The organism is Agriterribacter humi (assembly GCF_009192765.1).
GTDB lineage: Bacteria > Bacteroidota > Bacteroidia > Chitinophagales > Chitinophagaceae > Agriterribacter > Agriterribacter humi.
The window spans coordinates 753,124-768,232 of record NZ_VOHQ01000001.1; the positions used below are offsets into that span (position 1 = coordinate 753,124).

At 43.2% G+C, this 15,109-nt stretch carries 13 protein-coding genes; 8 read left to right on the forward strand and 5 right to left on the reverse strand.

The window, feature by feature from the left end:
- Positions 1 to 58 precede the first annotated feature (58 nt).
- From FRX45_RS02865 to FRX45_RS02875, 3 genes are all read left to right on the forward strand, one after another.
- Positions 59 to 1,327, forward strand: coding sequence for a glucuronyl esterase domain-containing protein (locus FRX45_RS02865; protein ID WP_152266869.1), 1,269 nt, complete (start codon positions 59 to 61; stop codon positions 1,325 to 1,327).
- A 145-nt stretch (positions 1,328 to 1,472) separates the two neighbouring features.
- Positions 1,473 to 2,492 (forward strand): Gfo/Idh/MocA family protein, encoded by a 1,020-nt coding sequence (locus FRX45_RS02870; protein WP_152266870.1) that lies wholly within the window; start codon positions 1,473 to 1,475, stop codon positions 2,490 to 2,492.
- A 148-nt stretch (positions 2,493 to 2,640) separates the two neighbouring features.
- On the forward strand, positions 2,641 to 3,984 hold the full coding sequence (locus FRX45_RS02875; RefSeq protein ID WP_152266871.1) for a Gfo/Idh/MocA family protein: 1,344 nt from the start codon (positions 2,641 to 2,643) through the stop codon (positions 3,982 to 3,984).
- Here the strand turns inward: FRX45_RS02875 and FRX45_RS23125 are convergent.
- Positions 3,974 to 4,114 (reverse strand): hypothetical protein, encoded by a 141-nt coding sequence (locus FRX45_RS23125; RefSeq protein WP_193311560.1) that lies wholly within the window; start codon positions 4,112 to 4,114, stop codon positions 3,974 to 3,976. The two genes, FRX45_RS02875 and FRX45_RS23125, sit on opposite strands and share 11 nt — an antisense overlap.
- Positions 4,115 to 4,278: 164 nt before the next feature.
- Here FRX45_RS23125 and FRX45_RS02880 point away from each other — a divergent pair, with 164 nt between their 5' ends.
- Positions 4,279 to 4,956 (forward strand): zinc metalloprotease, encoded by a 678-nt coding sequence (locus FRX45_RS02880; protein ID WP_152266966.1) that lies wholly within the window; start codon positions 4,279 to 4,281, stop codon positions 4,954 to 4,956.
- A gap of 59 nt (positions 4,957 to 5,015) precedes the next feature.
- On the opposite strand, the gene FRX45_RS02885 is transcribed toward FRX45_RS02880, so the two are convergent.
- Positions 5,016 to 6,344 (reverse strand): DEAD/DEAH box helicase, encoded by a 1,329-nt coding sequence (locus FRX45_RS02885; RefSeq protein ID WP_152266872.1) that lies wholly within the window; start codon positions 6,342 to 6,344, stop codon positions 5,016 to 5,018.
- 641 nt (positions 6,345 to 6,985) lie between these two features.
- Here FRX45_RS02885 and FRX45_RS02890 point away from each other — a divergent pair.
- Positions 6,986 to 8,128, forward strand: a complete 1,143-nt coding sequence (locus FRX45_RS02890; RefSeq protein ID WP_152266873.1) for a BT_3928 family protein — start codon at positions 6,986 to 6,988, stop codon at positions 8,126 to 8,128.
- Positions 8,129 to 8,138: 10 nt separating this feature from the next.
- Positions 8,139 to 9,191 (forward strand): ABC transporter permease, encoded by a 1,053-nt coding sequence (locus tag FRX45_RS02895; protein ID WP_152266874.1) that lies wholly within the window; start codon positions 8,139 to 8,141, stop codon positions 9,189 to 9,191.
- A gap of 55 nt (positions 9,192 to 9,246) precedes the next feature.
- Here FRX45_RS02895 and FRX45_RS02900 read toward each other — a convergent pair whose 3' ends face one another.
- From FRX45_RS02900 to FRX45_RS02910, 3 genes are all read right to left on the reverse strand, one after another.
- The gene (locus tag FRX45_RS02900) at positions 9,247 to 11,673 is read right to left on the reverse strand and encodes a hypothetical protein (protein ID WP_226804897.1); all 2,427 of its coding nucleotides are present in this window, start codon (positions 11,671 to 11,673) and stop codon (positions 9,247 to 9,249) included.
- A gap of 240 nt (positions 11,674 to 11,913) precedes the next feature.
- The gene (locus FRX45_RS02905; RefSeq protein WP_152266875.1) at positions 11,914 to 12,549 is read right to left on the reverse strand and encodes a response regulator; all 636 of its coding nucleotides are present in this window, start codon (positions 12,547 to 12,549) and stop codon (positions 11,914 to 11,916) included.
- 144 nt (positions 12,550 to 12,693) lie between these two features.
- Positions 12,694 to 13,968 carry a GAF domain-containing protein gene (locus tag FRX45_RS02910; RefSeq protein WP_152266876.1) on the reverse strand — a complete coding sequence of 425 codons (1,275 nt, stop codon included), beginning with the start codon at positions 13,966 to 13,968 and terminating at the stop codon, positions 12,694 to 12,696.
- A 198-nt stretch (positions 13,969 to 14,166) separates the two neighbouring features.
- On the opposite strand from FRX45_RS02910, the gene FRX45_RS02915 reads away from it, so the two are divergent.
- Entirely contained in the window at positions 14,167 to 14,457 is a 291-nt protein-coding gene (locus FRX45_RS02915; RefSeq protein ID WP_152266877.1) for a hypothetical protein, read from the forward strand.
- Positions 14,458 to 14,545: 88 nt separating this feature from the next.
- Positions 14,546 to 14,995 (forward strand): tail fiber domain-containing protein, encoded by a 450-nt coding sequence (locus FRX45_RS02920; protein ID WP_152266878.1) that lies wholly within the window; start codon positions 14,546 to 14,548, stop codon positions 14,993 to 14,995.
- Positions 14,996 to 15,109 lie beyond the last annotated feature (114 nt).

Below are 15,109 nucleotides of genomic sequence, written 5' to 3' on the forward strand. Positions count from 1 at the left end.
GCATCACGGTGCCCAGTGTCTCCGTGGTATATCACAAGTAACTCATAATATTGTCAATATGAAATCAGTATTCATCTCTGTCGTTCTCGTTGTTTTCAGCTATGGCTTATCCTGCGCACAACCTCCGGACACTAATACTGATGAATCAAGAATTCCTCCCTATACCCTGCCCGACCCGCTGATTTCCCCGAATGGGAAAGCGATCACAACCGTTAAGGATTGGGAACGCAAACAAAGACCATATATTTTAAAACTATTTACAGAAAATGTGTATGGGAAAATACCCGCCAAACCTGCAGGCATGCATTTTAAGGTTACAGAAACAGACTCCGCTGCATTAAATGGAAAAGCAATAAGGAAACAGGTCACTATTTATTTTGCCGCAGGAGATGATGCTCCTTCGATGGACCTGCTATTGTATTTACCCAGAACAAATAAACCGGCAGCAGTATTTGTGGGGTTGAATTTCACCGGCAATCATACCATTGCTGCAGATAAAGCGATTAAACCCGCCAGGCATCTCAAAAAGAAAGACCAGCAAATAACCGACAGTGAAGCCATTGAAAGCTCAAGAGGGTCTTCTGCTTCGCGTTGGCCATTGGAAGAAATAATCAATAAAGGATACGGCGTTGCCACCGCGCATTATTACGACCTGGAGCCTGACGATAAAGATGGATGGAAACAGGGCATTCGTACTACCATGAAAGACGCTTTACATATAGCAACGGATGCATGGAGCGCCATTGGTGCATGGTCCTGGGGGCTAAGCAGGATACAGGATTACCTTGAATCGGATGCGGCAGCGGATGCCAAAAGAACCATACTGATCGGCCATTCGCGGCTGGGTAAAACCGCTTTGTGGGCCGGAGCCAACGACCAGCGCTTTTCCATTGTCATCTCCAATAATTCGGGCGAAGGCGGCGCAGCACTTTCCCGCAGGGTATTTGGAGAAACCATCCGCAACCTCAATACCAGCTTCCCGCATTGGTTTATTGCACGATACAAAAGTTATAACGACCATCCTGAAATGCTCCCCGTTGATCAGCATATGTTGCTATCGCTTATTGCTCCCCGGCCTTTATATGTTGCCAGTGCCGAAGACGACAAATGGGCCGATCCCAAAGGCGAGTTTCTTTCGGCGAAAAATGCAGCGCCTGTCTATGCGCTTTACAAACTACAGGGTGTAACAGTAAATGAAATGCCTGCGGTAAATACTCCTGTGGGAGCAACGATAAGATACCATATCAGAACCGGTAAGCATGATGTTACCCTGTACGACTGGCAGCAATACCTGGAGTTTGCGGAGCAAAATAAAAAAAGTGAATAGTCAGTGGGTGAATGGTGAAGAAGGAATTATCATCTTGTCATTAGTATGCTTTAGCTGACTGCTGAAAGCTGATAGCTGACCGCTTAAGATAAAAAGTGAGTAGTAAGTAAATATTGATCTTTCTTAAAAAATACAGTAATCATTCATGAAAAAAAAATACGGGCGCCGCAATTTCATTAATACGGCTATTGCCGGTGGCATAGGATTAGGCTTATCCAACAGTTTTTCTTCTTTATATGCACAGGGAGGAGCGTTGCAAAAAAGAATTGGCATCATAGGGCTAGATACTTCCCACAGCATTGCTTTTACAAAGGCGCTTAATGCCGCTGAGTCCGCTCCTGAATTAAAAGGTTACAAAGTGGTGGCGGCTTATCCAAAAGGGAGTAACGATATTGAATCATCCGTAAAAAGAATTCCGGGATATACAGAAGAAGTAAAAAAGCTGGGTGTAGAAATAGTAAGCTCAATAAAAGATTTGCTGAAAAAAACAGATTTTATATTGCTTGAAACCAACGATGGGCGCCTGCATTTGCAACAGGCCTTAGAAGTGATTAAAGCGGGTAAGCCTGTGTTTATTGATAAACCTGTTGCGGCTTCCTTAAAAGATGCACTGACAATCTTTAAAGCAGCAGAGCGAAACAAAGTACCTGTTTTCTCCTCTTCTTCGCTGCGGTTCATGCAAAGTGCACAGGAAGTGGCCATGGGTAAGGTGGGTAAAGTGCTGGGCGCCGATTGCTATAGCCCCGCGCATTTGGAAAAAACACATCCCGACCTGTTCTGGTATGGCATTCACGGAGTGGAAACGCTGTATACGGTAATGGGTACAGGTTGTAAGCAGGTAGTGCGGGTGCATACAAACGATACAGATGTAGTAGCAGGTACCTGGGAAGATGGCCGCATTGGCACATTCCGCGGAACCCGTTCAGGTAAAAGCGGCTATGGCGGAACCGTGTTCGGGGAAAATGCAACTACTGTATTAGGGCCCTTTGACGGCTATGACGCATTGCTGGTACAGATCATTGCATTTTTTGAAACAGGGATACCGCCGGTAACCAGCAGGGAAACACTGGAAATGTGCGCTTTTATGGAAGCAGCCGATGAAAGTAAAAACAAAGGAGGCGTTCCGGTTAGTCTGGAGGAGATGATGAGAAGAGCGGGGGGATAATACAGTTTATGGTTTGGCAGTTTGTGGTTTATAGTTGGGAATATCCCTTCGGATTTTAAATTGTTTCTAATCCCTGGGATGGATTTGCAAAAAAGTCAAGGGCTTGAAATATTACAAAATACGTCCTTCCTAAAATAAGAATATGATCATGAAAAATTCACGGAGAAATTTTATTAAAAAGACAGTAGCAGGAACGGCCGCTGTTTCAATAGGCGCAATATTACCCGGTTTCAGCGCTAAAAGTTATGCCGGCATCATAGGCGCCAATGAACGCATACGCGTGGGCGTTATGGGTGTTAACAGCCGTGGCTTGGCCGTGAGCAGCAATTTTGCCGTGCAGGAAGGCTGCGAAGTGGTATATGTTTCGGATGTGGATACCCGTGCAGCGGATAAATGCATAGGAGCAATTGAAAAACTACAGCACAAACGTCCTGCGCCTGCTCCGGATTTCAGAAAGGCGCTGGAAGATAAAAACATGGATGCATTGATCGTTACAGCGCCCGACCACTGGCATGCACCTGCTGCCCTGCTGGCGTGCAAGGCCGGCAAACATGTGTACCTCGAAAAACCATGCAGTCATAATCCCAATGAGGGCGAATTACTGGTAGCCGCCCAAAAGAAATACAACAGGGTTTTGCAAATGGGTAATCAGCGCCGCTCCTGGCCTAAGGTAATGGAAGCGATCGCCGAACTGCACAACGGTATAATCGGCCGCCCCTACTTTGCCAAAACCTGGTATTCCAATAACCGCGCCTCTATCGGAAAGGGAAAAGAAGTGCCTGTACCCTCATGGCTCAATTACGAGCTATGGCAGGGTCCCGCACCACGGCAACCGTATAAGGACAACCTCATTCATTACAACTGGCACTGGTTCTGGAACTGGGGCACCGGCGAGGCGCTCAATAATGGCACGCATATGGTTGACCTTGCAAGGTGGGGACTGAAAGTGGATTATCCGGTGAAAGTAAGCTCTGCTGGTGGCCGTTACCGTTATACCGACGACTGGCAGACACCCGACACCCAGGTCATTACCCTTGAATTTGATAACAACAGCATGATCTCCTGGGAAGGACGCAGTTGCAATGGCCAGCCGGTAGAAGGCAGTTCCGTTGGTGTATTGTTTTATGGGGAAACAGGTTCCCTGCTGATTGAAGGAGGCAACGCCTATAAAATATTTGACCTGAAGGGTAAGATCATAAAAGAAGTAAAGCAGGATGATCTTATTGACCCCCGCAATTTATCGAGCCCGGCACAGGCGCTGGATGCCCTTCATATCCGTAATTTCTTCGATGCTATCCGCAATGGCGCTCCCCTGCGTTCGGATATTATTGGCGGGCACCAGAGCACTTTACTGGTACAGTTAGGCAATATTGCCCAGCGTACAGGGCGCACATTACAAACGGATCCAAAGAACGGACGCATCCTGAACGACAAAGATGCTTTGCAATTGTGGAGCAGGGAGTATGAGCCGGGATGGGAGCCTAAGGTATAGTGCCATTTACTATGCTTACAGGAACCATTGTACGCTCTTGTCTTGTCATGGTGAGGTACGAACCATCTGACGCTCTTGTATTGTCATAGTAGGCACGAACCATCTGCATTGTTTCTTCTCTGTTTGTCATTTGAATTTTATTTGTTTCTTATTATTTGTTTTTTGGGTGCTTTGCATTCCTCTGTATTTACGTAGCCATGCGACCCCCGCGGTAAAGTGTTTTTGTTCAGGGCTACGGCTCACCGATCGTTTAAAACGTTCAGATTCTCTAAAATATTTTCTACTTTGAAATCTATGGGAACAGCGGAAATACAAAACGGGCAACTGATCATTCAGTCCAACATTATAACATATGGAACCGCAGCCGATCCTGCTGTTACAGAAAATATACGCGATGAAATAGAAACCATGTGGAATGAACCGCAGGCTACTGTTATTTTAAAAAGACAAGCACTTCATGTTGTATTCCACATTTCGGCTACCTGTAAGCCACAGATCACCCCGGAAGAAATTTTTGAAAATACCAACCCGCAAAACAATTATTTCCGCATTGAGCCATTGGCCATGGGCAATATTTCATTTGTGGACGGACTGGGGTGCAACAGCGGCTATTTTAAATTGGAGAACTTATACAAAGGATCAACCACCGCCGCGCACGAATATGGTCATACCATTGGATTGGGGCATCCTACCGGGCTCGACCTGCGCGGTAAAGGCGTGCCGGGCATCATGTATCCAAGGGGCACTTTGGTGGACCCTCAATTTCAATACAACCCTCATGCAGCGGCTGGCAACAGCAGCCAGGGCGGAACCATGCATCCTATGCACCGTAAAGTAAAGCTGGAAGATATTGACCTGCTGAAACTGCACAAGCTCTATTTTCAAAATGGTATTTCCATTCTGGGGGAATTCAGCAGTGTATGGCATCCCAATCATGCAGACATGTCTTCACCCGGCAGCCATATTGCATAACTACTCAATCAACCATTCACCAATCAACTAATCACCCAACGAATAAACTACCCACCCTCTTACTTCGCAATATCAATCTTCACTTTTTTATTTTTTATCTTCTGATCCTTGATCAACCGCAATGCCTCACCCATTTTCACTTTTCGCACTGCTGCAAAAGAAAAGAAATCTTTTACTTCAATCAATCCTATATCTTCCTTTTTCAGGTTTGCCTTATTACCTAAAAAACCAACAATATCAATTTTATTCACCTTATCCTTTTTACCGGCAGCTATAAACAAAGTTGACCATTTGGGTTTCTCGGGCAGTATATTGATTTCCGGCAAAGCAATTTTTTCGGCGTCCCGTGCAATATAGGGAGGGCGTTTTTCTTCGGGCGACAAAATAAGTATAGCGGTGCCGCTGGCATCCATCCTGGCGGTTCTCCCATTGCGGTGAATAAAAATCTCCTCCGTTTGCGGCAGGTGGAAATGAATGATATACCGGATATTGGGAATATCCAGCCCCCGCGAGGCCAAATCGGTTGTTACCAATATATTAGACGTGCCATTCCTGAATTTGCATAAAGCGCTATCTCTTTCCTGCTGCTCCATAGCGCCGTGATAAAACACATTGGTAATGGTTTGCTGCGTTAAGTATTCACTGGTGCGCTCCACCGATTCTCGATGATTACAGAACACAACAGTAGAACGGTTGCCCAAATAACAGATCAGCTTAAAAAGCGTTTCTAATTTATCTTTTTCATCGCTCTGCACTATTTTTATTGCCAGTCCTTCAGGCACTTCCTCCGTACCTGACAAGAAATTCAATTTTACCGGGTCTTTTAATCCAATAAAATCAGGAATTTCAACAGCCTCAGTAGCGGAGGTGAGGATTCTTTTTTTCAAAGCAGGCAGGGAATTGATGACAAAAGCCACTTCTTCATGGAATCCCGATTCCAGCGATTTATCAAATTCATCCAGCACCAGGGTTTCAATCGTATCTGCAGTAATATTTCCCCGCCGGATATGATCCGCTAATCTTCCGGGCGTGCCAATGAGCAGTGCCGGTGGCTGCTGCAAATTATTTTCCTCCGTTTCGCGCAGGTGACCGCCATAGCAGCAGGTAACCTTATACCAGGTTCCGAGCGATTTAAATACTTTTTCAATCTGCATGGCCAGTTCGCGTGACGGTACTATAATAAGCGCCTGTGTTTTTTTATTTTCCGGATCAAGCAAATCCAGTATGGGCAATAAAAAGGCCAGTGTTTTTCCTGACCCCGTTGCCGAAAGCAATACCACATTATTATGCTGTTCATTGGCCGCAATGGCTGCTGTTTGCATTTCATTGAGCGCATCAATGTTTAAGCGGGAAAGCATGTCTGGCAGGGAATACGATTTACTTTGCATAGCTGCAAAAGTACGAAAGTGCCGGCTGACGTGCTGTTAAAGATATAGGGTGGGTTATTGGCGTTTTTCGCTCATGTATCCATTCACTTGAGTTTATAGTTTTTCTTCATACCAACCCTCCGCAAAATGTGTTAGAAACCCAAACTCATCTTCATCTTTCATAATAATATGCAGATGAAAAACAATACAATACCGGATCATCACACAAGTTCCAATGCTCCTCAATGGGTTGAAATGCATATACTCAGGCTTCTGCATTGCCATTTCACAGCTAGCGGTAGTGAGTGGCTGAATTGTAATATAAAGTCGGAGATAGTTCTAATGTCAGGGAAGATTGAAGCGAAAATAGATACTTCCTGCGTCAAGCATGACAAGCAAAAGTACACGGTTGGAATGACGCATGCAGCGCAGTGGAGCCAGACCTTTCCCTGCCTCCCTTTAGTAGGCAAGCTGCGTCAGGGTGACAGGCAGCAGGTTGTTGGGTTGGTTTTATTGTAGTGCTCAGCACCCTTGCCACTGCCGCTGTTCAGTTGTGACGCATAACAACCATTTCAACGGGCTTGGATGAACAAGTTTTGAAATTATTGTGTAGTTTAGCCCTTTCACAATGGTAACTATCCAAATCCTTAGCCATATTACGCATGAAATCAATCATCACTTTCTCCAGGTACATCGCTGGCATTCTTTTTATTTTTTCGGGGCTTGTAAAGGCCAATGATCCCTTAGGACTGGCCTATAAAATGCAGGAATTCTTTGAAGTATGGGCGCAGTCGGGCTGGGTGCCCGGGCTTATGCATGCCATGAGCGACTATGCACTGACCTTCTCCGTTATTATGATCGCGTTTGAAATAGTGGCCGGTGTGGCGGTATTGGTGGGCTGGAAGATGCGTTTGTTTAGCTGGCTTTTATTGTTACTGATCATTTTCTTTACTTTCTTAACGGGTTACGCCTACCTGTCGGGCAAATTCAGAAGCTGCGGTTGCTTTGGCGATTGCATTCCGATTACGCCAAAAACATCGTTTATAAAAGATATTGTACTGCTGCTGCTGATCCTTCTCATTTTTACATGGCGCAATAAAATAAAACCTGCACTGCCGTCATTCGGAAGCATATGCATTATCCTGCTGTCGGTGGTTTTTAGTATATGGTTACAATGGCACGTGTTAAAGCATTTACCGGTGGCTGATTGTCTGCCGTTTAAAAAAGGGAATAATATTCCTGAAAAGATGAAGATACCGCCCGGCGCTGTGCCCGACAGCACGGTAATTAGCTTTGTGTATGAAAAGGATGGCGCAACAGTTGAATTTACTTCCGATAATTTCCCTGATGATTTTGATGATTCCATTTATCATTTTGTAAAACGATATGATAAGCTGATCCGTAAAGGAAACGCTGAACCCGCTATTAAGGATTTTGTGCTCACCACTTTACACGACAATGATACTACCATTCAGGTGTTGAGTGACCCGGGTTACAATGCATTCCTCTTTATTAAAGATGATCCGGGAAATGGTGAATGGGTGCAAAACCTGGAATCATTGTATCCCATATTGCAGCAACAAAAAATAAACCTGTTTGTTGTTACCAATAACGCAGCGCAAACAAGCACTTATTTTAATGCTGCACCCCGGGTAACCTTTTTAAAGTGTGATGTGGTACCCATTAAAACAGCAGCCCGCACTAACCCCACATTATACCTGCTGAAGAACGGAACGATCATTAACAAATGGAGTTATGCCGACTGGGATGATGCGGAGGAAGAAATACAGGCTTTAGTGAATTAAATATCATCCATTGATACAATACCTCACCAGGAAAATCTTTTATGCACTGCTTGTACTGGCAGGTGTGGTATGCATTGTATTTTTCCTGTTCCAGGGCTTTGGCGATCCGGCGCGACTGGTATTGGGACAAACCGGCGACAGCGCTACCATTGAAAACATACGCAAAGAACTGTATCTCGACCAGCCCAAATGGAAGCAGTTTGTATATTATGTAAAAGATATTTCGCCCGTAAGCATCCACTCCGCGCAGGAGATTGAACAAAAGAAGCTGAAAGGATTGTTTATCGGGAACGAAAAGATCAATCTTGCCATAAAGCTTCCCTACCTCCGACACTCCTATCAAACAAAAAGAGATGTATTGAACATACTGATGGAAGCTTTGCCGGGCACTTTGCTGCTGGCCATGGCAGCCATGCTGTTTGCCACCATTGCAGGTATTGCGCTGGGCGTATTGGCCGCTGTTAAACAAAATACATGGATGGATACTTCGGCCGTTTTTACGAGTGTGCTGGGTATTTCGGCTCCTTCTTTTTTTACGGGTATACTTATCGCTTATTTTTTTGCCATTGTATTGGGGCCATATACAGGACTTAACCTTACCGGCAGTTATTTTGAATATGATGATTATACCGGCGAAAAGTATATTGTAATTATAAACCTTATTTTGCCGGCACTTACTTTGGGTATCCGCCCGCTGGCCATTATTACGCAGCTCACCCGCAGCGCCATGCTGGATGTTCTGAATCAGGATTATATACGTACCGCCTACGCCAAAGGATTGAGCAGGCGTAAAGTAATATTTAAACACGCCTTGCGCAATGCATTGAACCCGGTGCTTACCGCAGTTACAGGCTGGTTTGCAGAATTGCTGGCAGGCGCTTTTTTTGTTGAGTACATTTTTGGGTGGAAAGGAATAGGTAAAATAACGGTGGATGCATTGGATAAGCTTGATTTCCCGGTAGTAATGGGCAGTGTGCTGGTAACTGCAACACTATTTGTTATTATCAATATCCTTTCGGATGTGCTGTACAGCATTGTTGATCCAAGAGTGAAGACAGGGTAAATAACCCGAAGTAGTACAAAAGCTACATTTATGTTTTCTACTTATTCGCCTGATCCTATAATTTAAATATATCGTTATAAAATAAAGGCAAGTCTTCATCTTTAGAAAACCCAATGATCACCACTCTTATGCTTTTGGCATCATCATTATTAAAAAACCGAATCTGTACGGGCTTATTGCCTTCAGGCAATACTGCGGGGTTCCAGTACAGCGCATCACGGCTGTCTTTTTCTATACGCTTATACGTTGCGTCATTATAATCTGGCTTATAAAAAGGCAACACTTTATCATAGCCCGCTAAAACGCTATTGTTTAAAGAAGGTGGTTTTTGGGCATTCGCAGCCTGCGTATCTCCCCGCCGGGTATAAATGGCCACCGCACCTCCACCGCCACCGCCTATTCCACCCACAAAACCTCCCTTTATCACCTTTACCATGGCTATATTACTCACAGGCAAACTACTTATCGCACCGGGATCAACCCGCATTTCATCAAGATACAGATCTACCCTGCTGCCCCTGATCATGGGAATATAATCTCCTCCCTGCATTTGTATCTGTAATCCTGCCACTCGTCCCTGCAACCACTGAAGAATGTTGGTATACGACATCGCATCCTGGTTCTCATTCACAAAATCAAACACATTTTCATTCATGCTCCTGAACATACCGGAACTTAACTGCTCATTCAACTTTTCTTTATTACTCTTGCTCTGTGCTACTACTTTTACTTCTTCCAGGGTTTTGAATTTTTCATCAGCTACTTTTTGATTCTTAAGATTTGCCATACTTCTCGCCACATCTGCCGGGATCTTATCGTTAGCAGGTCTTTTAACAAGTGTATACCCTCCGGGCGGCAGCGGGTCTTTATAAGGAACAACTTTATTCAGTGGCTCAAATGTTATGGTAACATCCCTGGGAGCGATCTTTTTATTATTGACCTGGTAATAAACCTTCAATGGTTCTTCAAAAATCAGATTTTTCAATTCAAACATTCCTTTGGCATCAGTGGTTACCTGGCTAAGCTGGTTAGTAGAGTCAGCGAAATAGAAAATAAGGTTTACCGTTTCATTGGCCACTACTCCGCCACCGCCATATACTGTGCCCTTATATGAAATAAAGGGTTCGGGTGCATAACGTATCTCAGGAAATTTTCCGTCAATTACAGCGGCCCAGTCAAATCGCTTCCATTTTTCGGAAATCAGCAGTGCATCCAAAGCCATGGGGTCGGCATCTGCATCAAAGTAGCGGCCCGGTGCGTCAATGCGACTGGTAAAATCGGATGTAAGCCACAAACTGGTTAAAATATTATTGTTGCTCAAATAATCATTTACACCACCATCCATTACAAGCACTGTATATTTAAGGTAGTTTGAATCGGCCATTAAATCGAAACCATTAACACCACGGGGAGTATTGCTCAGGTAGAGGGGTGGAAAAGAGGGCCGGCCTACATGAAGCTGCTGCGGCTGAACAAAACACAATCTTTCTGCCACTACGTTTTCCGATCCGTCAAATACCGTTAAGCGCAATACGCCGTTGATCAGTTTATCTGCCGGAATAGAGCTCGCTATTTCGGGTGTAATTTTATTAATATTGGCTTTGTACACTAAAATATTGTTCATGGTGCCAATGATCTTATATCCTTTGGCGTCTGCGGGCAGATCTTTAAATTGCAGGGAATAGAATATAGCAGTATTGGTGCTGTTCACCTTTATGCTTACACCTGAAGCTTCGGCTGCCGGTAAGCTAATGGTTTGCTTCTTTCCTTTTTTGTCCTGCACAATCACCTGGTACTTTTTGTTCTTTTCCGGCACCAGGCTAAAAATGGCCACATTCCTGTCAAGAGCTGCAAAACTGGTAATTTTTCCCGATGGTTTGGCAGCATCAATAACATAGCCGCTCCAGTTTTCGGGTAATATACCCGGTGAAGAAAGCCTTACTGCAACCTTATTGTTAAGCCCTTCAATAAAAGTACCCCCTTCCGGGAAAGCTGCGGCATTCCATACTGCCAGTGAATCGGCAACCAGTTTTTGTGGTGAAGCGGTATTATATAAGGCAAAGGAATGCATATATTGAAAAGCTTCATCGAAGTTGAGCATCCACTGCGTGTAGCCCCTAACGTAATACAGCCCTTCGGGCAGGGAATCCGGGAGTGCAAAGCTGCCCTGCCCTTCCCCGTCAAAAAGCGGGATGCTTTTTCTGGTGATCAATGTCTTTTTGCTATTATACAACTCCAGGGTAAGACTGGTGGAAATAACAGAACGATTGTACCCTTCAAACACGAATGCATTAAACCACATATTTTCTCCGGCCACATAATTTTCTTTATTATAGAGGATGTAAACCTTTTCCTGTGGATATTTTTCTGAAAGTGTTTGCAGGGCCTGTTCGGCTTTATTTTGGGCAAACAGGTAACCGGCTGAGGGCAACAACAAAAGACAAAGCAACAATGTACGGGTAAGATTTTTATAAAACAACATGAGTATTTTTGTTAGAAGCGCAATAGCACTGTTTTGTACTGCAATTTAATATGGCAAATTGTTAGAGCCAGGTTAAATTAAAGATAGCACAATGATAATAATAATGGCCGGAATGTTGAAATTTGAAGCAATGCAATACCCTCAGAAAAAAGTTTATGACCTAAAAGTTTGAAGGAGCATGCACACCCTGCAACCTGACACAAGACACCTGTAACCTGCAACCTGTAACCTGTAACCCTTTTATACCAGCCTTTCATTAATGGCCTTGCTGATGGCCTCACCCTGGGAGCGAACATGCAATTTGTCGTAAATGTGTTTGATATGTGTACGAACGGTGTCGAGACTAATGAATAACTCGGCGGCAATCAGCTTAAAGCTGTTCCCTTTAGAAAGCAACTGTAAAATTTCTTTTTCCCTGTTGGTAAGAAGGTATTCCTTGGCGGGCGTTTTTATGCTTTCCTGCATGCTGGATATGATCATTCTCGCAATAGACGGGCTCATAGGCGCTCCGCCTTCAAGCACCTCCCGTATAGAATGGATAAGCTTATCGGATACATATTTCTTCAGGAGGTAGCCATTGGCCCCTGCATACATGGCATCAAATACATGGGTATTGTCATCAAAAACAGTGAGCATTATAATCTGCACGGAGGCATTGATTGCCCTTATTTTTTTAACAGCTTCAATACCATTGATGCCCGGCATATCAATGTCCATTAATATTACATCGGGGTGCATGGCCTTTATATCCTCTGTTACTCTTGAACAATCCGGGTAGCTGGCCAAAACGGTGTATTCGCCGGTGAGCGCAAGCAGGTTGCTTAAACTTTCACGAAGCGTTGCATTATCTTCATATATAACAATACTTACGGGCATATGTATTTCGTGATACTTTGTTTTGAGTTTGTTGGTTATCATTCATGCATGCGCAAAAAACAATATCCTTTAAAGCATTATTACAAAAAATGAATTGGCTGGGTTGCAACTTACTCATCTTTATTATAGTGGCACATACCCTAATCATGTGATGATTACTTCAAGCGTAATGGTAGTTCCCGTGTTTTTTATGGAGTCAATTTTTAACGATGCTTTCATGCTTGCTGCCCTGCTCTGCATATTTTTTAATCCATTACCCGGGTATTCGGCTGCTGCATTAAAACCTTCGCCATTATCCATAACAATCATTTTGAGACTATCATTTTTCTTTTGCAAAACAATATTCACTTCAGTTGCTTTGCTGTATTTTACAGTATTATTGATCGCCTCTTTAAAAACCAGGTAAATATCTTTTCGCTGTTCAAGATTAAGCTGCGTTTTATCAAGCGATCCCTCTTCGTTAAAATAATAGTTGATACCCGCAGGTTCAAGCATCTCGGCTGTAAACTCTTTCATGCGTAATATCACCTTATCAAAACTGTCGTTTACAGGATTAATAGCCCATACGATATCGCTCATCCGCTCCATAATATTACCGGAATTATCCTTTATCTTTTGCAAATAGGCTCTTATTTTATCGTCTTCAAGCCCTTGCTGCATCGCTACTTTACTGAGTATATTGATACTGGTGAGCGTAGATCCTATTTCATCGTGGAGGTCGCGGGCAATTTTGCTTCGCAGCCTGTCTTCTGCCAGGTATTTAACAATGCGCTCCGAACAAATAGCGGAAATTTTCCTGAGCATCCGCAAATGATACCTTGTAAAAAAGCCCCTTTGGGGATGTTCCGAATCTATCACCCCAAAAACCTTTCCATCCACCCACACCGGAACCGTAATTTCCGATAACCTGCTTTCATCGTCTACTATATACCGGGAGTCGGCTGCTGTATTGTGAATGATCTCGGCATTGCCGGTTTGTGCAACCGAGCCCACAATTCCTTTGCCCAATGGTATTTCAATACGGTTAATGATTTCGCGGCGCCAGGGATTTTTAGGACCAAACGCTGCTTTTTGCAATAACACATTCCCGGTTTCATCCAATTGATAAATTACACAATCCACAAAGCCTATTTTTTCAACACAGTTTTTAGCAGTATTCCAAAAAATATCTTCTACCGTTTTTTGACCGTATAAAGAAGTAGCAAAAGCGCTGATAATTTTTTCTTCTTTTAACCTTTGCTGCAGGGAGTTAATAACCCAATACACCACTATAACAGCAACGAACAGGAGGGTTCCATACAACCACCAGTTGACGGTTTTTTCACCAAAATCATGTACACCCTTGTCTTTAATTTGTGCTTCTGCATATAAAGACAGGCTCAGCACGGGAAGAATCAGTATGAAGGATTTGTTTCTCAAAAAAGCAGAAAATTAGAAGGTATATAAATTTACAGCATGAAAAACAAAAAACAGGATATTTAAATGACTGCCTGATAACGGCTTAAAATACGCGTTGTACGTCTATGAATTTTAACAATACTACAAACATTGCGGAATGCTTTGATGATTTATTTTCGCGTATTGCTTTATTATTCAAAACATATTATAACGGCTTTTTTGATTACCGTATTCCTTTTTAAAGGAATTGGTTCCTTATTGCCGGTATTATCGTTTTCTTTTTTTAAAATTCCGGCTGTTGAATGTATTACAGACGCTGAAACAGAAAATACAGGGAAGGAACGCAATGAAAAAAACGGTGAAAAGGAGTTTATAGCAGATCACCGGACCGCTTTTCAGGTATTATCGGACTTGCCCGGAATAGCTGTAAAGCAAGCAAAAACAATGCAGGCAGGTTACAGGCAAAACACTTTCTTTCCTGTCGCCACTCCCCCGCCCAACTTTTCATAATCCATTCTTACAGTTCTTGCATTATTGGGAACACCTTGCCAGGATGTTGTCCGAATTATAGTTATTAACCAATCATAAATATTATAACATGTATTATATAAGTACGATTAGAAAAGTATGCCTTGCATTTGCATTTCTTCTAACTTCCATCGTAATCTATGCCCAGGATATTCCAGATCGTTCTATCAAAAAAAATATCACCCTAATTGATAGCTCACTCCAAAAAATTACACAGCTCCAACCAAAGCAATTTGAATATAATACCGCTACATTTAAGCACCTGAAGCTCAAAGAAGGAAAACAATACGGCTTTATAGCCGAAGACATCCAGGCAGTTTTTCCGGATCTTGTAAATGAAAAATCATTTTCATACAGGTATGGGAAAAATGTATACCGGAATGCCACCATTAAAACAATTGATGAAACCAGCCTGATACCGCTACTGGTGGCTTCCATAAAAGAACAGCAGGCAGAAATAGAAAAGCTAAAGACCGAGATGCTTGAATTAAAAAAACAAGTAGTTTATAGCGACAATTGAATAATCCCCATTGAAAACTTAGATTGGTGCACGGGACTCAAGCCAGGTTTAACGCCTGGCTTTCTCATTTGTAACACATTCTACGAATCATCATATATTAAATTTAATTAATTA